Source organism: Rhodococcus sp. 077-4, from assembly GCF_047782425.1.
GTDB lineage: Bacteria > Actinomycetota > Actinomycetes > Mycobacteriales > Mycobacteriaceae > Rhodococcoides.
On sequence record NZ_JAJPWC010000003.1, the window covers coordinates 338,812 to 360,081 of the forward strand.

Below are 21,270 nucleotides of genomic sequence, written 5' to 3' on the forward strand. Positions count from 1 at the left end.
CTCGACCGTGAATCATCAAGGGGAAGGAACTTCATGGCTCAGCCAGAGCGGCTGGAGAAAGACCCGAACAAAGGCTTCGTAGCACTGTTGGGCTGGAGTTTGGCCGCAGTGGAAGCACTGGACAAGTTCGATCGACGGTACGTCGTCGTCGCCCCGGAATGGGCCGAGGCGTACTGCACCGAGCACGACATTCCCTACCTCCCGTGGAACTTCGAGCGACTCAACGATCGGTCGCTCGAGATCGCCGAAACGCTGCAGGACAATGGCGTGGATGTCGCGATACCGCTCTACGAGGAGACGGTCGAATGGGCCGGAGCCATCAATTCGGTACTACTGGGCAACCCACGACTGTTCGGCCAGGCGATGCTGTTGCGCGACAAAGCCTTGATGAAGCGTCGCGCCCAGCTGGGCGGCATTCGCGTCGGCATCTTCGAGGAAGCCCACGACCGCGAGGACGTCATTCGATTCCTGCGTCGGGTCAACCAGACGCTCCTCAAACTCGACGGTGACCCGAACGACCCGATCCACCTCAAGGCGTTCGACAAGGCTGGATGCCTGGGCCATCGCGTCATTCGCACGCCCGACGAAGTCGACTCCATCCCGGACGAGGAGTTTCCGGTGCTGATGGAATCGCACCTCGACGGGTGGGAGTTCGCCGTCGAAGCGTGGATTCACAACGGCAAGATCAAGTTCCTCAACATCTCCGAGTACGTCACGCTCGGATACTCGGTGTTCGTGCCTGCCACACCCGAGCTGGAGAAGTACCGCGAGCAGATCACGGTGCAGATCGAGAAGCTGATCAAGGCCTTCGACATCGAGTTCGGCTTCATCCATCCCGAATACTTCGTCACCAGCGACGGCGAGATGTACTTCGGTGAGGTTGCCTACCGCCCACCAGGTTTCAAGGTGTTCGAGCTGCTCGAGCGGGCCTACGGGTTCAACGCGTACCAGGGCCTCGCATTGGCGTTCGACCCGAAGACCACCGAGGAAGAGATCGACGCCTTCTTCCCGAAGGAAGTGGTGGACGCCACCGGTCACGCCGGATGCTTCGGCGTCTACCCGCGTCGACGCGTCGTCAGCGATCTCGTCATCCCCGAGGTCACCGCGGACGACGACTACTACGAGACCAACGACCTGTCGGCTCCGGTGGAGGAAACCGTCACCAAGAGAACGGCATTCGGTACCCACTGGGGCCTGCTGTACTTCTTCGGCGACGATCCGTACCGGATGCGCGATCTGCTCAAGCAACAGGAAGAACTGGACTTCTACGTGTGAAGCAGCAACTCGGCAACGACCGACAACCCACGACGCAGACGATGAACGACTCGCCACCGGTCGACAAGGCGCTGGTGTCGAGGCTGGCGCAGCTCGACCACGCGACGCAGGCACTGGCCGACGCACCCGAGTTCAGCAAGAGCACCAAGGTGCGACGGGTACTCGACGGTCTGCATCGAGTGTTGTTGCAGCCCGGTGGTTGTGACGCAGTACGCGAACGTGCGGCGCTGCTCGAGGACGCAGGGTTGTTCGCGGGTTCGGACTGGGCCACGCCGGACATTCTCGTCCCGGGCTTCGTGGGACCGAGCCTGCGCAGCGGCAACGACGACACCGTGGTGCTCGAGGCGACCAGCGAGCTCCGCATGGTCGCAATCGTCGCCGGCGAATATCACCACCCCGCCGTGACCGCCGAGGACGCGCGGAGATTCCTCTCGCAGGTGCTCGCGTTGAACCTCGACGTACTGTTCACTCCGCCGTCGGAGTCGGAACGAGTCCGCCTGGGCCGCACCGCACATCTTATCCGCGATCTGTTCGGGTACGTCGCACAGCAGATCGGGTACGACAGCGTGCTCGACGAGTTGGTCGAGGAGATCTGGCGAATTCTGCGTCAGCGCCCGATTCAGGTGGACACCATCAAGTCCATGGTCACGCGAATCGCAATCTATCGCGACGACCCGACCGTCGACCTCGGTACGTCCGGGCAGGGCTTGGATCGCTTGATCACGGCCCTGTTCGGCACCACGGACGCCTGCCGAGAGGACCCGGGCGTCGAGGTGTACCGGTCTCGCCTCGAGGCCATGGACGTCGAGGCTCTGCAGTTCGAGGCTCGCGGATTCGCTCGGGCTATGCACGACACCGGTCTCGTCTCGCCGTACCACGCGACGCTGACTCAGTATCTCGTCGATCACCACTCGTACGTGCTGCCCGAGGCGCTCGGCCTGTCCGATACCGGGCGCACCTGCCTGACGCGGTACCCCGAATTGGTCCATCGTCTCATCGAGGAGACGGTGTATCCCGAAACAGCGCAGTGCCTCTATGGATTGGCGCTGCTGCTCGATCGGGGGATTCTCCATCAACCGCCGATCGTCCCGTCACTCTGGCGGCAGATCTCGCTGAAACTTGCTCCTGCGGTGCGGGAACGACTGATCACCACGTTCGGACCGGTCCCCGCGCCGGAGTCACGGCTGCTCGGCGGACTCTTGGCGATGCTCGGGCAACCCCTCGGGGTCGGCCAGGGCGACAATCCGACATGCCAGTCGGCGCGGGCGCTGTCCATGTGGGCGTACAACGATCCCGACTACCTCCTGCAGATGGTGGTGTGGGCGGCGCGTGACGAGGAGATCGTCATGCACTTCGAAGGCCGACCGCTCTCGTCCACCGAGAGCGAAAGTGGCGTCGCCAGTTCGGATCCGGTGGACCTGGACCCGGTGTCGCTGCTGTTGGTCCCGCACCTCGATCGCATCTACGCCGAGATGGTCCGGCGATGCGCAGACCGTCCTGGCGACCCGCACCGCTGGGTCAATCCCGAGTTCCACGGATGGTGGTCCGCACGCGAATTCCACATCGACGTCGACGTCGCCACCGGGAATCTCGTGGACTTGGACGCATTTCTCCGACAGTTTCATGCGGCGTACCACCCGGAGTACAACGGACATCAACCGCTTATTCACCCTCAGCCCGCTGGTGTTGCCGTAACCGACAGTGCCGCACGCTATGTGGGGTGGCATGCGATCACCATCCTGCGCGTGGCTCCCGACCCGGACGGGATCATGCGTGTGTATTTCTTCAACCCGAACAACGACAGCGGGCAGGACTGGGGCGACGGGGTCGTCGTCGGAACTGCGGGCAACGGCGAACGCGCAGGCGAGGGCTCGCTACCGTTCGACCAGTTCGCTTCGCGGGTCTACATTTTTCATACCGATCCACTCGAGCACGGCGAGCCCGAGAAGATCCCTGCGGACGATATCGAACGGATCGTAGGTTTCATCGAACGAAGTTGGGGCACAGAACGATCGGTTCGGGCGGCGTATCACCCCGTCCAGGAGTAGACGGACACCCAGTCGAGAATCAGATTGCCTTGGCTGTCTCCGTCGCCCTTGGTCTCGGTCTGCAATTCCCAGCGCATGGGCGTCGACGGGACGTGGTCGGTGGAGTCGAGAACAACAGTGTCGTCGAGGATGTAGCGAATTCTGCCGGGCGACCACTCCATGGTGTAGGTGTGCCAGTCGGTGAACTTCGCGCCGATGTCGGTAGCAGGTTCCTTGCACCCGTCCGCGCACGACCCATCGCCCGAGAAGTGGTGGAATCCTCCGACATTGCCCGACAACGATCCCTCCGGAAAATCGAATTCGCCGTCGTACGGCCAATTCTCGGACCGCGGCCAGAGCAACCACGCGGCGTAGTACTCCGAGAGGTCCGGCGAATCGACTCTGAACCGGGCAGTGTATCGACCGTACGTCTGGTACTGACCTTCGCCACCGATCACCGGGGAAATGCTCGCGCCGGCCGGCATCCCGTCGACCTGTCCGAGATGATATTCCAGCGCACCGTTGTCGGTGGACAGAACTGCGTCGGGTCGGTACGGACGCTTGTCGTACGTGTCCGGATAGCACGACGGGTAGGTACGCCATTGCTGGCCTTCGCTCCCGGTGTAGACGATCTTCGCTGGATCACAGCTGTTGGCCCAACTGCCGGTGGCTGACGGTGTGGTGAACTCGTCGACGAAGATCTGCTTCCATCCCGGCAGATCACCGGTGGGCGCAGCGATCCCGCCCGGGTTGTCGGCGTTCGGAACCGCGGCGGCCACCGGTTTCCACGTCTGCGAAGAAGAGCCATCGCACTCTGCGAGCGCCACCGGCGGCGGCTTCTGCGCGCCACCGCCTGCGGTCTTGCTCGCCAGACACAGAGTCGTTCCGGTGAGGGTTATCGATCCCGAATCACCGGCGGTCCACTCTCGAACCGACTCCTCGGCGCAGCTGTCGAGGACAACCCCGGTGTCGGCTGCGGGGTCGGCGTTGTCCGGAGTCAAGCACTGCGACTGTGTACGAACGGTGCCGTCACTTTCGGCAACCCATTGCTGCTCCTGCGTACCGTTGCATGCCGCGAGTTGCACCGACCGACCCTCCTCGGCGGGATCACCTTCGAGGCAGTACCGGTCGGCCGATTCGACCTGACCGGTGAAGGTGGCCACGGACGGCTGGGTCGGGGTTGAGTCGCCGGTGAACAGTCCACATCCGGTCACGAGAGCCATGACGACCGCCGCCGACACGAACCCGGTACGAAGCCGCCTCGTTCGCGATATACCAACTCTCGACCGACGAGCACGCGATCTTCCGCGCCGAATTCGCATCGGGGTCGTCCCCATCTCTGCCTCCAAAAGTGACGATCCGTACTTTCGAGCGTACAGATAGTCGGCAGGCAACCCGTTTACAGCACAGAAACCTGGCTCAGTCCTTCTTTTCCAGCGCGTCGGGCTTGTGCACTGCGTCCTTTCCGGACTTGTCACTCTCCACTCGGTACTGCGGCTCGTCCTTGGACGCCTTCACGGTCCGACCGGCTGCCTCGGTCTCCGAGGTGATCTTCTCCACTACGGTTCCCTCGGTCTTCGTTCCGTGGGTCTTCCATTCGACCTTGTCGCCCTTGTGCAGTTCGTCCTTCGACATGTTCGGGTGGTCCTTTCCAACGGTGCTGCGCGGTTGCATCTCGAACGCGCTTACCCAGGGACCGCTCGACCAACCCCTTCAGCTGGTTCCGAGAGCCGGTGCCAGAGTGGTGTACCAGGCCTCGCGCAGCTGATCCTCGAACAGCGGCCAGGTGTGCGCGCCCTCTTCACGCATGGACACCGTCGCAGGCACGTCGGCGCGGCGTAGAGCGTCGACGAAGATCGATGTGCAGTAGTTCACCATCGCTTCGACCGCCATCCCGCCGAACGGCGGTACGGCGCCTTCGGGGATACGGTCGACCGGTCCGGGGAGCCCGCGGGACGAGCTGACGTACACCGCAGTCCCCCGCAACCGTTCGACGTTGAGCGATGGGTCGTGGTCACGCCAACCCTGACTCCCCGGCAGCCCCCACATGTTGAACGGGTTGTTGAGACCACCGGCGATCATCGCCGAAATACCAGCGGTGGCAAGCGGATTCGACGGAGCGGGGCACCCGCTGAACGACGCGGCCGCGTCGAACACATCCGGAGCCTGGATCGCCAGGTCCAATGCAGGACCGCCACTCATCGACAGCCCTGCCACACCGCGTTTGCCGGTCGATCCGTAGGCGGCATCGACGGCGGCGGGCAGTTCGCGGCTGAGGTAGGTCTGCCACATGTTGCTGCCGAGCACCGGATCCGTTGTCTGCCAATCGGTGTAGAAGCTGAAGCGGCCGCCGATCGGTGCGACGACCGTGACGTTCTTGTCGAGAAAGAAGCGTTCGACTCCCGAGTTGTTGAGCCACCCGACACCGTCCTCGTTGCCGAGGGCTCCGTTGAGCAGAACGAGAGTGGGTGCGGGGCCACCGCCCGGCGAGTGCAGTACCTCGTTGGAGACGACGCGATTCATGGACGGGGAGAACACGTTCAATACAGCGCGGGTCGCAGACACCTGATGAATGCCGACTGCTCCCGCTGCGACGTCGGCCGATCCCGAGCCGGGCAACGCATGCGCTTGCGTTGCGGTCAGCAGCATCGACGCCACCGCGGCAGCCGTCGCGACCACAGCGGACCAAGTTCGGATCCTTCTCTTCTGCCCCACACGTAACTTCAGCACCATACGAGGGTTGCACGGATTCAGCTTTCGATCGCTAACGATCGGATTACGAAACCGATCGGTCCGTTCGCGTGCTCGGACGGGTCTACGTGGCTCGGATCCGCGCGGCCTGCATTGTCAGATGGTGCCGCTCGGGGATCGACGACGCCTTCTCCGCCGCCTCCGCGTACAACTCGGCGGCAACCAGCAGATCACCGGCCCTCTCGTGCAGATACGCGGCCGCCGCAGTGTGTCGCGGAACGGCCGGATCGACCTCGGCCAATGCTGCGAGCCCCGCCACCGGGCCGTCGGCCTCGCCGATCGCCACCGCTCGATTCAGTCGTACGACGGCACTGTCGGTGAGAGCGAGCAGCTCGTCGTACCACTCGACGATCTGCACCCAGTCGGTCTCCTCCACCCGCGTCGCGTCGGCGTGCAGGGCGGCGATGGCCGCCTGAGCTTGGAACTCGCCCAACCGATCTCGGGCAAGTGCGGCCTGCAGAATCCGCACCCCCTCCGCAATCAGCGTTGTGTCCCAACGAGATCGGTCCTGCTCGGCCAGAGGAATCAGCTGCCCGTCGGTTCCCGTTCTCGCCGAGCGACGCGCGTGATGCAGCAGCATCAGCGCCAAGAGTCCGGCCGTTTCCTCGTCGTTCGACAGCGTGGCCAGCTGCCGGGTCAATCGAATCGCCTCGGCCGCCAGATCGACGTCGCCGGTGTACCCCTCGTTGAAGACCAGGTACAACACTCGGCGCACCGTCCGAACATCACCGGGCGCGTCGAAACGCACGTCGCGCACCGTCCGCTTGGCGCGGCTGATGCGTTGCGCCATGGTCTTTTCCGGCACCAGGTACGCCTCCGCGATCTGCCGCGTACTCAATCCCCCGACGGCACGCAGCGTGAGCGCCACCGCTGCCGCCGGACCGAGCGAGGGGTGCGCGCACAGGAAGAACAACTGCAGAGTGTCGTCGACGCCGACGACGGTGTCGGGCTCCGGTTGCGCGGCGAATCGGTCCTCGCGGTCCCGGCGCGCCTTCTCTGCACGGTGCGCGTCGAGAAACTTGCGCCACGCGACGGTGACGAGCCACCCTTTCGGATCGGCAGGCGCACCCTCGGCCCATGTCGTGGCAGCCTGCACCGACGCCTCCTGCACGGCGTCCTCGGCCGACGCGAAATCTGCTCCGCGATGGACGAGGACGCCGATGACTGCCGGCGTCAGTGCCCGCAGCGCCGCAACATCCATGCCGGTTCTCAGTCGGCCGTCGTGTCGGGAGCCTCCATGAACGGACGCAACTCGAGCCACTCGTTGATCGGCTTTCCACCTGCGCCCGGCGCTGCCGACAGCGCTCCGGCGAGCTCGAGCGCGCGCTCGTAGGTGTCGACGTCGATGATCATCCAGCCTGCGATGAGATCCTTGGTCTCGGCGAACGGCCCGTCGGTGACCGGCGGCTTTCCTTCTCCATCCGATCGCACCCACGTGCCCTCGGGAGAAAGTCCCTGGGCGTCGACGAACTCGCCGGACTTCTCGAGCTCGGCGGCGAAGTCCCGCATGAACTGAATATGATCGTGCACTTCACCCGGGGTCCACCGGTCCATCGGGATCCAGTCGGCGGGCTCGGGGGCCCCGCGATAATGCTTGAGCATGAGGTACTTCGCCATGGTGTCTCCTGACGTTCGATGCGGCCATTCTTGCCGCATTCGACCCTGGGACGAAACCGATACGCGAATTTCGACACACTGACGGAAAAACTTCTCAGCGCATCGTGCGTCCGGCCGAACCGAGCATCTGCGTAGCCTCGACGACGCGCGCCGCCATGGCCGTCTCGGCCGGCTTGCCCCACGATCTGGGGTCGTACGCCTTCTTGTTTCCGTACTCACCGTCGACCTTGAGCACCTGGTCGTATTTGCTCAGCATGTGCCCTGCGATGGACCTGGTGAAGGCGTACTGGGTGTCGGTGTCGATGTTCATCTTGATCACCCCGCTGGCGACTGCGGAGGCGATGTCCGCGCCGCTCGATCCCGAGCCGCCGTGGAACACCAGATCGAACGGCTTGTCCTGCCCGATCTCGGCACCGACGACGGACTGGATCTCGTCGAGAATCTCCGGTCGTAGATGCACCGAGTCGGGGTTGTAGACGCCGTGCACATTGCCGAACGTCAACGCCGTCATGTACCGACCGCGCTCCCCCGCACCCAACGCAGCGATGGTGGCGCGGGCATCGTCGACGGTCGAGTACAGCTGTTCGTTGATCTCGTGCGATACCCCGTCTTCCTCACCGCCGATCACGCCGACCTCGATCTCCAGGATCGTGTTCGCCTCCACCGACAGGTCGAGCAGTTCGCGTGCGATACGCAGGTTCTCGTCGAGCGGCACTGCCGATCCGTCCCACATGTGCGACTGATACAGCGGTTCCAAGCCACGGCCGCGTCGTTCGATCGCGTCGTCGAGCAACGGCCGCACCCAATCGTCCAGGTTGTCGGCGGGGCAGTGATCGGTGTGCAGAGCCACCGAGATCGAATAGTGTTGCGCAACTTCGTGGGCATACTGAGCGAGGGCCTTGGATCCGGCGAAACGGTTCTGCACCGCATTGCCGGACAGATAGAGCGCGGTGCCGACCGACACCTGAATGATGCCGTCGCTCTCGGCTTCGGCGAATCCCTGCAACGCCGCGTTGAGCGTCTGCGAGCCGGTGACGTTGATGGACGGGTACGCGAACCCGCCTTCCTTGGCTCGATCCAGCATCGCGGCATACTGGTCCGGACTGGCAATCGGCATGAGCTGTCCTATCTTTCGGGTGCGGTCGGCATGTCGGCTGGTGTTGCAGTGCAGCCGCAGGAATTTCGATGGTTGAAGGTGGTCGGTACTCGAATCGATCGGGGCGCATCCTCGCGCCCCTCGATGCGGCCGAGGAGCAGGTCCGCTGCGGTTCGGCCGATCGTCTGCACGTCCTGCGCCGCCGCTGTGAGCCGGGGCTCGAACAGATCAGACCACTCGAAGTCGTCGTAGCATACGAAGGCGAGGTCCTCGGGGATCGACAAACCAAGGCTACGAACAGCTTTGAGAGAACCGATGGTCATCGAGTTGTTCATCGAGACCAGAGCCGTCGGTCGATCGGGTCCGGCCATGAGCTCACGCACCCGAGACTCCGCCACCTCGACGTTGGACCGACCGTCGAGAACCAGACGGGGGTCGAGCTCGATTCCTCGATCCGCCAGTGCGCGGGCATAGCCGTCGAATCGCTCGGCCGTGGACGAAATTCCCTCGATGCCTCGCACGATTGCGACGCGTCGATGGCCGGCGTCGAGCAGGTGGGTGGTGAGCTCGTACGCCGACGCGTCGTTCTCCGGGCCCACCTGGTCGCAGGGAATATCGAGCATCCGGTCGATCAACACCAGAGGCGTTCCGCTGCGGACGATCTCGGGAATCGTCGAAAACTCCGAGCCCGCTGCAGGCGCGAGAATCATGCCGTCGACCTGACGGTCCAGCAACGAGTCCGTCACCCTGCGCTCGGACCGGGGCTCGTCGTGCGAATCACCGAGAATCAACACGTAGCCGGCTTCGGACAACCGCCGTTCGACGGCGTGGACCAGGCTGCCGAAATACGGGTTGGTCAACGCGGCGATCGACAGTCCCACAGTGTGGGTTCGACCTGCCGCGAGCGACCGAGCGACGACGTTGCGCCGGTAGCCGATCTCGAGTATCGCCGCGTCGACGCGTTGCCGCGTGGCGGGATTGACGTTGCGGGTGCCGTTGAGCACATGCGAGACAGTCGATACCGAGACCCCGGCGATACGCGCGACATCGTCCATCGTGGGCATGTCAGTGGGCCCGGGGCTGTCGTGAACGGGCCTGCGGCACCGTCATGTCAGGCGCACGATTCGATCGGCACGGCCCGCAGTCGATCCGATCAGTTCTGCGTTGCGTTCGTCCGAGCCCAGTGCCCAGAACTCTGCGTCCTCGTGCGACTTACCGTATGCCTCGTGCCTGGCCACGAGCCGCTCGTGCCGAATTCTCGTGTGCGGAGCCAGAAACCAGACCTCGTCGATCCTCGCGCGCGCAGCGGGCCAGGCATCGGACTCCATCAACAGGTAGTTGCCCTCGGTGACCACGAGCGGAACGTTCGAGGGAACAGGAACAGCCGACCCGATCGACTCTTCGATCTCGCGCCGAAACCGCGGCGCATACACGAGGGGATCGCCGGGCTGCTGGTCGTGGATCGCTTGGATCAAACGCGCGTAGCCACCGTCGTCGAAAGTGTCGTGGGCACCCTTGCGATCGAGGCGACCCAGGTCGATCAACACCTCGTTGGCGAGATGAAATCCGTCCATCGGCACCAACACTGCGAGCTCCGGCCCCAAGGCGTCGACCAGTTGTTGCGCCACAGTGGACTTTCCGGCACCGGGCGCACCCGTCAGCCCGAGTATGCGCCGTTCACCGACAACGGCCAGCTTTCGAGCCAGCTCCACCAGTTCGGGGAGGGTGGCTTCGTGTACGTCCTGGTCAGTGCTCACCGTTGTCGCTTTCGAGTCCGTTGGTTGACAGTGCGCGTAACCACGCTCTGGGGCCGATCATCGAGCAACGCAGTGCCGCAACACGAGCCGACCTGTCGATGCGCTCCGGAAGGGAGCATTCCTGCGTCGAGTAGTACGCATACGCGCCGTGGAAGGCATCCCCGGCGCCCACTGTATCGACCACTGCGACCGGCGGGACATCGACCGATCCCGACGAACCCGCGGACCACCATTCGACGGGCTCGCCGCCGTGGGTGGTGACGACGGTGCGTATGCCGGACCCGACGAGGACCGCGGCAGTGGCGGCCGTGTCCGAGGTGCCGGGAGTGCGAAAGTCCGCCGAGCACACCATGTCCGTAGCGCGGGGCATCAGCTCGCTCATCACCGGTTTCCAGCGACCGGCGTCCACGACCAACGTGGTAACCCGCGCCGCCGCATGTTCCGCGGCGGCGCAGGCGATCAGGGGGTGGTGCCCGTCGACGAGAACGACGTCGGCACCGGCAACGACTGCCGCGAGACCTTCCGGCGGCGAGGCTTCGGAGTTCACGGCGTCGGCCGAGACGACCGATCGGTCACCCGTCGACTCGATCACCGTTACCGCCGAGACGGGCACCGACCTGGGGTCACCCTCGGCCGCGTCGATCACGAGCACACCGAACGCAGCCAGGTCGGCCTTCACCAGCGCGGCCACCGGGTCGTCGCCGAGTGCGGTGACGAGCACGGCCGTGCCGCCCAGCGCGGCGAACGTCACGGCCGCGTTGGCAGCAGGACCTCCCGCCGCGACGAACTGTGCACTCGAGGTGATCTTCTGGTTCGCGGCCGGGGCCGCCGACACTCGATGAATGACATCGAGTGTCGCCAGCCCGACGAAAACCCCTACCGGAGGTGCAGTGTCAGAGGCCGGCGCGTTCATCGTCGGTCGGCTCCTCGGCACCGGTCATGAGTGCGACGACCTCGGACATCGTGCGATTCTTCGGGTCCACCACACCCGCGCGCTTACCGAGGCGGTGGATGTGAATCCGATCGGCGACCTCGAAGACGTGCGGCATGTCGTGGCTGATGAGCACCACCGGTATGCCCCGGTCGCGGATCGTGCGGATCAGATCGATCACCATGCCCGATTCGCGCACGCCCAGTGCGGCGGTCGGCTCGTCCATGATGATCACCCCGCGTCCGAATGCCGCTGCTCGCGCAACGGCTACGCCCTGACGCTGCCCACCGGACAGGGTCTCGACGGCCTGATTGACCGACTTGATACCGATCTTCAAGTCCTGCAGATGCTTCGAGGACTCCTCGCGCATCCTCGGCATGTCCAACCGCCGAAAGAGGCTGCCGCTGATGCCTTTGCGCTTGATCTCACGGCCGAGGTAGACGTTCGACGCGATGTCCAGGGCGGGGATGACGGCCAGGTCCTGATAGACCGTCTCGATGCCTGCCGCCCGCGCGTCGCGCGTGTTCTTGAACGACACCGGTGATCCGTTCATCAGGATCTCACCCGAATCCGGAATGACAGCTCCGGCCAAAGCCTTGATGAGACTGGACTTTCCGGCACCGTTGTCGCCGATCACCGCCAGTACCTCACCGGCCCGCAGCTCGAAATCTGCACCGTTGATAGCCGTCACGCTGCCGTAGGTCTTGACCAGACCGCGCGCTTCCAGTGCGAGGGTGGCACTCACTGTGACCTCCTACGAGCGAATTGATCGACGGCCACCGCGACGATGACGAGGATTCCGGTCGCGACGTTCTGATACAGGCTGTCGACGCCGGCCTGGGTGAGCCCGTTGCGCAGCACCCCGACGATCAGAGTTCCGATGAGAGTCCCGATGACGGTGCCGCGGCCACCGAACAGGCTGGTTCCACCGATGACGACCGCGGTGATCGTTTCGAGGTTGGCGTTCTGATACGCATTCGGGTCGGCGTTGGGGATCCGACCGAGCGCTGCCCATGCCGCGATCGCTGCGATCACACCGGTGACGATGTAGACCGAGAACAGCACCCGACCGGATTTGATGCCGGAGCGGTCCGAGGCCTGCGGGCTACCGCCCACCGCGTATATGTGCCTGCCCCAGGATGTTTGGGACAACGCGTACCACATCACGGCGTACACCAGCAGCATCACCACCACGCCGTACGTCGTGGAGAAGCTACCGATCTTGAACGAGGTACCCAGCAGCGTGAGCGGTCCGCTCGGCACCTGGTACGTCTCGGAGCCGGCCAGCAATCTGGTGGCCGCCTGGATGGCGGTGAACGTGCCGAGAGTGACGATGAACGGCGGCAATCGCAGAACCGTCACCAACCCGCCGTTGATCGCGCCGAACGCCACACAGACTGCAAGCGTCGAACCCAGCGCCACCACAGGGCCGTTCGCCCCGGCCGACTGCGCCATCACGATGGTGCCCATCACCGCTACCGCGCCGATGGACAGATCGATACCGGAGGTGAGAATGATCAGGGTCTGGCCGACGGCGAGAATGCCGACGACCACAGACTGCTGCAGAATCAGAGAAACGTTCTGCGGGTTGAGGAACGAGCTCGAAATCGAGCTGAAGACGATGATGGCAATGACGAGCGCGGCCAGGGGCCCGAGCAACGGTTCACGCAGGATGGTCCCCACGTTGAACCGGCTCGATGCTTTGGGAGGCGCGACGGTATCTGTACTCACGAATCAATCCCTCGTGCTCGACGGTGTTTCGCGATCAGCCCCAGCAATTCGCTTCGCCCCATGCGGTGTCCTTGGAATCGATTCCGGCAACGGGCTTGTCGGTGACGAGCTGCGAGCCAGTGTCGTTGAAACCGCTGGGCTTGGTGCCGTCCTTGGCGAATTTGACCACTGCGTCGACGCCCTGCTCGGCCATCTTCGCCGGGAACTGAAGCACCGTCGCGCCGATGATGCCGGACTTGACGTTCGCGATGCCGGTGCAGCTACCGTCGATCGAGCCGATGGTGATCTGATCGGTGCGGCCCGCGGACTGGATCGCCTGGTACGCACCCGCTGCTGCGGGCTCGTTGATCGTGTACAGCGCATTGACGCCCGGTGCACGCTGCAGCAGGTTCTCCATGGCGGTCTGCGCCTTGGTCTGATCGCCGTTGGTGTTCTCCTGGCCGACGATCTCCGACGAGCCGTCGGTCAGGCCCATGCCCTCGAGGAACCCGTCGTGACGGAAGGTGTCGACCGTGCCGCCCGCGGTGCCGTCGAGCATGATGACCTGGGGTGCAGTGGTTCCCAACGTGCCCTTGACCCATTCGCCCTGGCTCACGCCTGCCGCCATGTTGTCGGTGGCGAACGTGGCGTCGACCGCGTCCTCGGGGTCCGTGGCGGTGTCGAGGGCGATGACGACGACGCCGGCGTCACGGGCCTTCTTGATCGCGTCCAGCACGCCGGTGGACGAGTTCGGGGTGATCAGGATGCCCTTGACGCCCTGCCCCACCAGGTTCTCGATGGCTGCGACCTGGCCTTCGTTGTCACCGTCGAACGCACCGGCCAGAGCCACCAGCTCGGCACCGCTGGAGTCCGCCTTCGCCTGCGCTGCCTCGCGCAGCTTCACGAAGTACGGATTGGAATCCGTCTTGGTGATGAGGCCGACCTTGACGCTGTCCGAGTCCGAACTGCTGCAGCCGGTGAGGCCACCGAGTACGAGCGAACCGGCCATGATCGCGGTTCCGATCGTCAGTACGGACTTCCGACGGTGATTGAACATGTGGACTCCCTTGTCCCCTAGCCACGCGGTCGCGTCGCTCGATTGCAGGAGCCTAAAGCGCGTACAAGCGCTTGCGCATGCGCTTTCGCGAAAACAAACCAGGATTCTTTTTCGGCCGACCGGGCAGCCGGTTCGTGACGGGGGTCACTCGATGCCACGGCCCATGCCTCCGCTAGTCTTCGGCGCCCCAGTCCCCGCAAACGCGCGCGCACTTGCCATCCGCGCGCAAAATAGTGACCAGTCCACTGGCGATTTCACGCGCACCTGACGAATGCGCGCGCGTTTGCCCCGCCCCGATCAACCAGCGAACCCACCGGGCCCCAACTCGTCACCTGTTCGATCACCGATTCGCGGCGGACGCACCCCAGCCCTCGCCGCACCGCCAGTCTCCGCAAACGCGCGCGCACTTGCCATCCGCGCGCAAAATAGTGCCCGCCCCACTGGCGATTTCACGCGCACCTGACGAGCGCGCGCGCGTTTGCCCCGCCCCGATAAACCAGCGAACCCACCGAACTCCAGTTCAGGTCACGTACTCGGCGAGCCCTCCCCCGTCACCGAGTCCGGTTCGTCGTACGTGACGGTGATGTCCTGAAACCCCTTGTTGCGCTGCGCTTCTGCCTGGCCGGTGTAGGAATTCTTGTCACCTTCGGTGAGTTCGACGTTGTCGGTGAACGGCGTCAGCAGCGCACGTGGGTGCAGGTGGTCGACTCGGACGGCGTTGATTTCGATGCACAGCACGATCAGAACCGACGAGACGTACAGGAAGCCGAGCAGGCCGAGGACGATAGCGAAGATCCCGTTGCTGGCGCTGGCGTTGCCGACGACGTAGCGAATGTAGATTCCGCCGAACGATTGCAACGCCTGCCAGATCACCGCGGCGATGGCAGCACCGGGTAGAACCTCGCGCACACTCAGAGCGCGCGCGGTCCCGATTCGGAACGCAGCGATGAAGACCACGGCATTCACCACGACCGCCCCGACGAGTGCCAGTGCACCGCCGGCGAAGCCGAACACGCCGGAGGACGCGACTCCGTTGAGGACCGTCAGACCGATGATGGCGGTGCCGACGGTACTGAGCAGCACCAGCCCGCGCAGGCGACCCTTGATCGGATCCGGTTGCTCGTTTCGCGGCACCGACCATGCGGTGTTCATCGCGTACTGCGCGGCCAGCGACACTCCGAGTCCGCCGTACAGCGATCCCACCACGCCGATGACGATGGCGGTCGTTCCGCCGCTGAGGCGGTCAGGCTGGCCGAGTTGATCGCCGATGACGGGAATCTGACTCATCGCCGAATCGATGATGCGGGTCTGCAGTTCCGGGTCGCCTGCCAGCACGATGCCCAGCACCGTGGTGAACAGCAACAGCAGCGGAAACAGCGACAGAAACGAGTAGTACGCGATGAGGGCCGCGAGATACCCACCTCGATCGTCGAGAAACTTGTACAGAACCGCGAGCGGGAAACCCGCCGACGGGTGTCTGCGCTGAAAGCTGTCCACCTTGCCGACCATCATCGATCGAATGTATCCACCGCAGCCCCACCGGAAACGTCACCGGGGCACGCACGATGCGTGACCCAGATCTCACTGACTGCGCGTGCGCTTTTCGGTTCGGGCTTCGACCAACTATCGAACTGACCGAAACGAGAGAGGAACTCACATGAGCTTCATCGACAAGGCCAAGAACGCAGCAGAAGACGCCATCGGCAAGGCCAAGGAAGTTGTCGGCGACGCCACGAACAACAAGGACCTCGAGGCCGAAGGCAAGAAGGACCAGGGTTCGGCCGGTGTGAAGAAGGTCGGCGAGAACATCAAGGACACCTTCAAGTAGTCCACGCCCGCGGGGGCCGTCGATCGCGAGATCGGCGGCCCCCGCGGCGTTCCCAGGCACCACTGCTGGTGCTGAAGGTTCTATGTACAACCTTTCGCCCGATCCGTATAGCATCACCGAAGTCGGCTCAGCCGGCCGATGAGGGGCGTCCAGCAGAAGGCGCATGATCGTGGATCTCTCCGACAACAGGGCGGCAGGGGTCCCATGCGAGAGGACCGTGCATGCCGCACCCTTCTGTCGGAGCCGACACAACCGCATCCGCGGACGTCACCGACCTGGCCGAATTCGCCCGCTCGCTGCGCGACACTCGACGCTCGATGTCGCAGACGCTGCACGAGATTCTGCGCACGGCCACCACCATGATTCCGGGCGCCATCACCGGATGCATCACGACGGTGAACAAGGGCGTGCGGACAGTGGTCGCCTCGACCGATCCGCTCGCAGAGAAGCTGTGCCGCCTGCAGTACGAGATGCAGGAAGGCCCCATTCCTACCGAGGTTCACCACTTCGACGTCGTCGTCGCCGACGATCTGACCGACGAGGATCGCTGGCCTCGGTTCGCTGCCAGCGCCGTCGAAGAGGGGTTCAAGTCTCTCGCCGCGTTTCAGCTCTTCAGTAATGCCGACGACATCGGTGCGCTCGTGCTCTACAGCGCCGCGACCGGTGCCTTCGATGCCGAAGCGGTCACCATCGGCGAAGCGCTCTCGGCCCACGCGGCCATCGCGATGCTCAGCGCCCGCGACAACGAACAGTTCCGAACCGGCCTCGCCAGCCGAGACATCATCGGCCAGGCCAAGGGCATGATCATGGAGCGCTACGACCTCGACGCGGTGCAGGCGTTCGACCTCTTGGCGGAATTGTCCCAACAGCAGAATCTCCCTCTGCACCGCGTGGCAAGAGAACTGGTGGACACCGATCACCCGACGAACTCGACCTTCTGAGCTCGGACGGGTTTCGATTCGCTGCTTTCGAGGAATGGCTGTCGGTGGTACCGCACGAGCAACACGCGTTACCCGCGGGCGGTTATGTCGTTGAGACAACAGCGATCGACCGCTCGTCGCTAGCGCTCCGGTTGGCAGTGCGGACACCACCATGTTCGACGCTTGTCCGGGTCACCGGGGATCTCCGCGACCACCCGGACGGTCGTTCCGCACCGCAGGCACGGTTTCCCGGCTCGGCCGGCGACCCAATGCGTACGGCCCCGTCGAGTGTCCCCGGTCGTCACCTGCATCGCGCCCGGAACTGTGGCCGAATGACGCATCGTTCGCTCGAGCAGCGCCACCAGCTTCTGTGCGTCGACATCACCCGACGGAGTCCACGGCCACAGCCCTCGAAGGAAGCAGAGCTCGTTGGCCCACAGATTTCCCGGGCCCGCGATGACCCGCTGATCGAGCAGCGTCGAGATGATCGGCCGGTCCTTCTGAGCGAGGACGTTGGAAGCTCCGCGATCGGCGTCGAACACCGGATGCAGTGGGTCCGGCCCCAGATGCGAGATCAGCTCGTTCATCTGCCGGGTGTATCCGTAATCGACCACCGGCAGCAGCATCCCGTACGCGGTGGGCCCGTCCACCACGGCCAGCCGGACGCGCACGTCGGGTCGCACGCGCTGCGGAATCGAACGGCCTGCCCGCACCACCGTCCACGAACCGCTCATGCGCAGATGCGTGTGCAGCGTCGTGTCGTCGTCGAAATCGGTGAGCAGATGCTTGCCGTGGGTCCGATGCGCGACGACGGTGCGCCCGGCCAAGTTCTCCACCGCATGGGCGGGCACCTCGAGCCGTCCGGCCCGCAAGGTTGCGCCGTCCAATGCTCGACGCAACCTTGCTGCAAGTGCGTACACGGTGTCGCCTTCGGGCATGGACCTCGTGTATCCCGCTCGAACGAACCGCAATCACGCACGGAACGCGGCGACGACCGTGAACGCTCGGACGCGCCGTCTCGGTCACCCGAACAAGCTCTGCCCCAGATATTTCCCGTCGGCCACCCCTGGCAGTATCGCGAACACAGCGGAGCCGATCGGCGTCGTCCACTCGTTGAGCGCGTCGAACTCGGCGAGGCGCTGCTGAATGGGCAGGAACTGGCCGATCACATCCCGCTGGTAGCTCGCGAACAGCAGACCCGAGTTCGAGAGCGATCCGGGCACCGGTGGATCGTCGTAGTTGTACGCCCGCCTGAAGATTCGCTCACCATCGTGAGTGTGCCGTGCCCGCGCAATGTGCGAGGACGGCGGAATGACCGGTATCCCGAAGCGATCCGTTGCCTCGAAATCTGCGACGTCGAACTCGGATTTCCCGGTCAACGGTGCACCGGTGTCCAACTTTCGCCCTACCGACAACTCTCGGCCCGATCGGTCCAGTTCGTCCCAGGTGTCCATCTCGATTCGGATGCGGCGCAACACCATCGACGTACCGTGCTGCATCCACGGTTGCTCGCTGCCGTCGTCCCAGACCAGTGTGTCGAAGTCCGTGGTTCCGGCCGAGGGATTGACCGTACCGTCGACCTGACCCATCAGGTTTCGCATCGTGGTGCCGGACTCCTCGGTGCCCCTCGATCGACGGAACCCACGCTGGGTCCAGGCCACGGTCACCAGCGAGCGAACGTTCTTGGTGAGCACCCGTACTGCATGGGCAACGGTGACCGGGTCGTCCGAACACACCTGCAGCAGCAGATCTCCGCCGGTGAATCCTGTTTCCAGACGGTCGATTCCGAATGCGGGCAGCGGTGCCAGCCACGACGGCCGCCGATCGGGCAAGTCGATCGCATCGAACGCTCCAGGGCCGAGGCCTACCGTGATCGTCAGACGAGCGGGCCGAAGCGCCAATTCCGGTTCGGTGTCGGCCAGCGCAGGAACACCGACAGTCAACCGACCGATGTCCTCGGTCCAGACCTTCAGGATTCCGATCACCTGGTCTCGCCTGACGCTGTCCTGCAGGTTCAGCCCGACGAACGCCGAATGCGATTGGGGTGGAACGGTATCGACACCCGCCTGATGCAGGCCGTTCCACGGCACCGTGTCGCCGCCGGAAATTGTCGTATCGGTCGGGTTGTCGACCATTCCGTAGCCGCTCACCGCTCCGACGCCCGCGACGCCCAACGCGGCGACGCCTCCACCGAGGAGGCGTCGCCGGTTGATCGCGCGCGATGAGCGGCCTTCGACCTCAGCCACCGTTGGCCGGCGCTGGGGTCGCCGACCCGTTCATCGACATCCCGCCGGGCTGGTAGTTCTCCTGGGCACCGGAGAAGTCGCGGACCTGCGCAGTGAACGTCGTCGTCGACGCATCCTCGAACTCGAGCGTGAACTCCGCGTCGGATCCAGGGGTGAGCGGCGACGTGACGTCCATCAACATCAGGTGATCACCGCCCGCGGCCAGCACGTGCGTGCCACCCGCAGGGATGACGAAACCGCCGTCCTTGGGCCGCATCACCATGGCCCCGTCGGCCCCGGTTGCCATCTCGTGCAGCTCCATTCGGCTCGAGGACGGAGACGATGCCCCGACCACGTGCACGTCGGAGTCGCCGGTGTTCTGCAGTTCGGCAAAGGCCGCGGTCATACCCGAGTCGGCAGCTTTGACCCACTGCTCGCGGACGACGAGAGAGTCGGACTCCGGTGCCGTGGTTGCAGGTTCGTTGCTCGAACAACCGGAGAGGATCAGAGCGGTGGCCGACACTGCGGCCGTCAACGTCGAGGTGCGTCGGGAGAATTTCATGCGAGTTCGCTTTCGTGTCGGGAGGTAACAGGCTCGGAGACAACGGTATTCGCCACTCTGGCTCGTGCTCTGCGCACGAAACCGATGGCGACGTCGACCGCGAGGAAGGCAACGAGGCTCAGGCCGAGGAGCGGGACGAACCAGCCCACTGCGACCGCGACGACGGTCAGTATCGCGACCGAGATCGGTGAGATGCGCCGGATTCCGCCACGCAGGGGCGGTCTCCCGGCGGTGAGACCGGTCGACCGGGTCGGCCGCCGCTTCCACCACATCAGGTAGCCGCGAACGATCACCGACGCCAGCGCGACTGCAAGAGCAAGCAGCGCAAGCTGATTGGCCACGCCGAAGAGCGTTCCCATGTGCAGTTGAATTCCCCAGGCCGCCAGCTTCGCGGCAAGGGGCCAGTCGGAGAAGTACAGCGTGTCGATCACCGCTCCGGTGCTGCCGTCGATCGAGATGGAGTTGTTGGACATCACCCAGGGCTGACGAGTCTGGGCGACGACGAACGCCACTCGGTCCGACGCCGGAACCGATGCCTCCACCGCACCGCCGATACCGTTCGCCCGTGCGATGTCCAGCACCGAGTCGATGCGAGCGACATTGCCGTCGGTGCTCGCGGCGGTGGCGGGCATGTCCATCGAATGACCGCCGTGCCCTGCATGGTCTCCCATGGCCGCCGCGTCGACAGATCCGATGGTCGAGGTGATGGCGGGGGTAGTCCAACTCAGAGCCGTACGCAGATCGGTCACGTTCTCGCCTGCGTAGGTGGACCACGTCAGTCCGGTAGCAGAGAGAAAGATCAGCCCCACTGCGATCCAGATTCCGACCACCCCATGCCAATTCAGTGTCCTGTTGCGCCCCGTGGACTTGCGATCGAATGTCAGTGGTCTGGCTCTCCGTCGAGAGCGCTCGACCCACAGGTAGAGACCACCGAGCGCGATCACCCACAGCCAGGACGCGGCGAGTTCGCTGTAGAGCCGTCCGGGCTCCCCCAGATGCAAGTGCCGATGCAGCTCGGATATCCAGGTGCGTATCGGCAAGGCGCTCGACGACCCGTAGACCGCCAGCTCACCGACGGGCGTTGCGGTGGCGGGGTCGACGAAAACGGCGAGCCGCTCGGATTCTCCCGAGCTCGGGTCGGTGAACAACACCCTCGTGGTGTCGCCGGCCTCGGCGGCGGGGCGGACGGCGGCGACGGTGAGATCCGGGCGCTCGGCCTGAGCCGCCCGAATCTGTTGTGCAACGGGGACGGCCGGTCCGGTCGAATCCACGTGAAGGTAGTCGCGGTAGACCAGTTGTTCGATGGTCGGTGCGACGGCATAGAGGCCGCCGCTGATGGTGGCGATCAGGATGAAGGGTGCAATCAGGATGCCCGCGTAGAAGTGCAACCGCAGGATCAGCGGACGCCAACTGCGGCGACTGTGATGATGGGTGGGCGGGGATGGATCGGCGACGCGTTCCATTTCGGGTGTGGACATGAGGGCTCGTTTCACGAGGGTACGAATGGGCGCGCG

At 64.5% G+C, this 21,270-nt stretch carries 21 protein-coding genes; 4 read left to right on the plus strand and 17 right to left on the minus strand.

Going from position 1 to position 21,270, the window contains the following annotated elements; translation table 11 throughout:
- The first annotated feature begins 33 nt into the window (after positions 1 to 33).
- A complete protein-coding gene (locus ACNEOT_RS17925; protein ID WP_415975665.1) occupies positions 34 to 1,275 on the plus strand; it encodes an ATP-grasp domain-containing protein in 1,242 nt (413 codons plus the stop codon).
- A gap of 41 nt (positions 1,276 to 1,316) precedes the next feature.
- A complete protein-coding gene (locus ACNEOT_RS17930; protein ID WP_415976353.1) occupies positions 1,317 to 3,323 on the plus strand; it encodes a hypothetical protein in 2,007 nt (668 codons plus the stop codon).
- Here the strand turns inward: ACNEOT_RS17930 and ACNEOT_RS17935 are convergent.
- The 13 genes from ACNEOT_RS17935 to ACNEOT_RS17995 form a co-directional block, all read right to left on the minus strand.
- Positions 3,305 to 4,525 carry a ricin-type beta-trefoil lectin domain protein gene (locus tag ACNEOT_RS17935; protein WP_415975667.1) on the minus strand — a complete coding sequence of 407 codons (1,221 nt, stop codon included), beginning with the start codon at positions 4,523 to 4,525 and terminating at the stop codon, positions 3,305 to 3,307. The two genes, ACNEOT_RS17930 and ACNEOT_RS17935, sit on opposite strands and share 19 nt — an antisense overlap.
- A 196-nt stretch (positions 4,526 to 4,721) precedes the next feature.
- On the minus strand, positions 4,722 to 4,937 hold the full coding sequence (locus tag ACNEOT_RS17940; protein ID WP_415975669.1) for a DUF2945 domain-containing protein: 216 nt from the start codon (positions 4,935 to 4,937) through the stop codon (positions 4,722 to 4,724).
- Positions 4,938 to 5,015: 78 nt separating this feature from the next.
- Complete coding sequence (locus tag ACNEOT_RS17945; protein ID WP_415975671.1) at positions 5,016 to 5,981, minus strand: alpha/beta hydrolase; 966 nt, start codon at positions 5,979 to 5,981, stop codon at positions 5,016 to 5,018.
- A gap of 136 nt (positions 5,982 to 6,117) precedes the next feature.
- Positions 6,118 to 7,254 carry an RNA polymerase sigma factor gene (locus ACNEOT_RS17950; protein ID WP_415975673.1) on the minus strand — a complete coding sequence of 379 codons (1,137 nt, stop codon included), beginning with the start codon at positions 7,252 to 7,254 and terminating at the stop codon, positions 6,118 to 6,120.
- Positions 7,255 to 7,262: 8 nt separating this feature from the next.
- Positions 7,263 to 7,670 carry a YciI family protein gene (locus ACNEOT_RS17955; protein WP_415975675.1) on the minus strand — a complete coding sequence of 136 codons (408 nt, stop codon included), beginning with the start codon at positions 7,668 to 7,670 and terminating at the stop codon, positions 7,263 to 7,265.
- Positions 7,671 to 7,764: 94 nt separating this feature from the next.
- The gene (fbaA, locus tag ACNEOT_RS17960) at positions 7,765 to 8,787 is read right to left on the minus strand and encodes a class II fructose-bisphosphate aldolase (RefSeq protein ID WP_415975677.1); all 1,023 of its coding nucleotides are present in this window, start codon (positions 8,785 to 8,787) and stop codon (positions 7,765 to 7,767) included.
- A gap of 8 nt (positions 8,788 to 8,795) precedes the next feature.
- Complete coding sequence (locus ACNEOT_RS17965) at positions 8,796 to 9,830, minus strand: LacI family DNA-binding transcriptional regulator (protein WP_415975679.1); 1,035 nt, start codon at positions 9,828 to 9,830, stop codon at positions 8,796 to 8,798.
- Positions 9,831 to 9,872: 42 nt separating this feature from the next.
- Positions 9,873 to 10,523, minus strand: a complete 651-nt coding sequence (locus ACNEOT_RS17970) for a nucleoside/nucleotide kinase family protein (protein WP_415975681.1) — start codon at positions 10,521 to 10,523, stop codon at positions 9,873 to 9,875.
- Positions 10,513 to 11,436, minus strand: coding sequence for a PfkB family carbohydrate kinase (locus ACNEOT_RS17975; RefSeq protein WP_415975683.1), 924 nt, complete (start codon positions 11,434 to 11,436; stop codon positions 10,513 to 10,515). Before ACNEOT_RS17975 ends, ACNEOT_RS17970 begins: the two co-directional genes overlap by 11 nt.
- Complete coding sequence (locus tag ACNEOT_RS17980) at positions 11,417 to 12,199, minus strand: ATP-binding cassette domain-containing protein (RefSeq protein WP_037194425.1); 783 nt, start codon at positions 12,197 to 12,199, stop codon at positions 11,417 to 11,419. Before ACNEOT_RS17980 ends, ACNEOT_RS17975 begins: the two co-directional genes overlap by 20 nt.
- On the minus strand, positions 12,196 to 13,185 hold the full coding sequence (locus ACNEOT_RS17985; protein ID WP_415975685.1) for an ABC transporter permease: 990 nt from the start codon (positions 13,183 to 13,185) through the stop codon (positions 12,196 to 12,198). Before ACNEOT_RS17985 ends, ACNEOT_RS17980 begins: the two co-directional genes overlap by 4 nt.
- A gap of 34 nt (positions 13,186 to 13,219) precedes the next feature.
- Positions 13,220 to 14,221, minus strand: a complete 1,002-nt coding sequence (locus ACNEOT_RS17990) for a substrate-binding domain-containing protein (RefSeq protein ID WP_415975686.1) — start codon at positions 14,219 to 14,221, stop codon at positions 13,220 to 13,222.
- Between the two features lie 525 nt (positions 14,222 to 14,746).
- Entirely contained in the window at positions 14,747 to 15,730 is a 984-nt protein-coding gene (locus ACNEOT_RS17995; protein WP_415976354.1) for a YihY/virulence factor BrkB family protein, read from the minus strand.
- A 148-nt stretch (positions 15,731 to 15,878) separates the two neighbouring features.
- On the opposite strand from ACNEOT_RS17995, the gene ACNEOT_RS18000 reads away from it, so the two are divergent.
- Together ACNEOT_RS18000 and ACNEOT_RS18005 are read left to right on the plus strand one after the other, a co-directional pair.
- A complete protein-coding gene (locus ACNEOT_RS18000; protein ID WP_027495724.1) occupies positions 15,879 to 16,049 on the plus strand; it encodes a CsbD family protein in 171 nt (56 codons plus the stop codon).
- A 221-nt stretch (positions 16,050 to 16,270) separates the two neighbouring features.
- A complete protein-coding gene (locus tag ACNEOT_RS18005) occupies positions 16,271 to 16,990 on the plus strand; it encodes an ANTAR domain-containing protein (RefSeq protein ID WP_415975687.1) in 720 nt (239 codons plus the stop codon).
- Between the two features lie 119 nt (positions 16,991 to 17,109).
- Here ACNEOT_RS18005 and ACNEOT_RS18010 read toward each other — a convergent pair whose 3' ends face one another.
- The 4 genes from ACNEOT_RS18010 to ACNEOT_RS18025 all read right to left on the minus strand — a co-directional run bounded on the left by ACNEOT_RS18010 (position 17,110) and on the right by ACNEOT_RS18025 (position 21,234).
- Positions 17,110 to 17,907: a DNA-formamidopyrimidine glycosylase family protein gene (locus ACNEOT_RS18010; RefSeq protein WP_415975688.1), complete on the minus strand. Its 798-nt coding sequence runs from the start codon at positions 17,905 to 17,907 to the stop codon at positions 17,110 to 17,112.
- An 84-nt stretch (positions 17,908 to 17,991) separates the two neighbouring features.
- Complete coding sequence (locus ACNEOT_RS18015; protein ID WP_415975689.1) at positions 17,992 to 19,215, minus strand: Dyp-type peroxidase; 1,224 nt, start codon at positions 19,213 to 19,215, stop codon at positions 17,992 to 17,994.
- Entirely contained in the window at positions 19,208 to 19,756 is a 549-nt protein-coding gene (locus ACNEOT_RS18020; protein ID WP_415975690.1) for a copper chaperone PCu(A)C, read from the minus strand. Before ACNEOT_RS18020 ends, ACNEOT_RS18015 begins: the two co-directional genes overlap by 8 nt.
- Complete coding sequence (locus tag ACNEOT_RS18025) at positions 19,753 to 21,234, minus strand: PepSY-associated TM helix domain-containing protein (protein WP_415975692.1); 1,482 nt, start codon at positions 21,232 to 21,234, stop codon at positions 19,753 to 19,755. The genes ACNEOT_RS18020 and ACNEOT_RS18025 overlap by 4 nt, the downstream gene beginning before the upstream one ends.
- Positions 21,235 to 21,270: the final 36 nt, after the last annotated feature.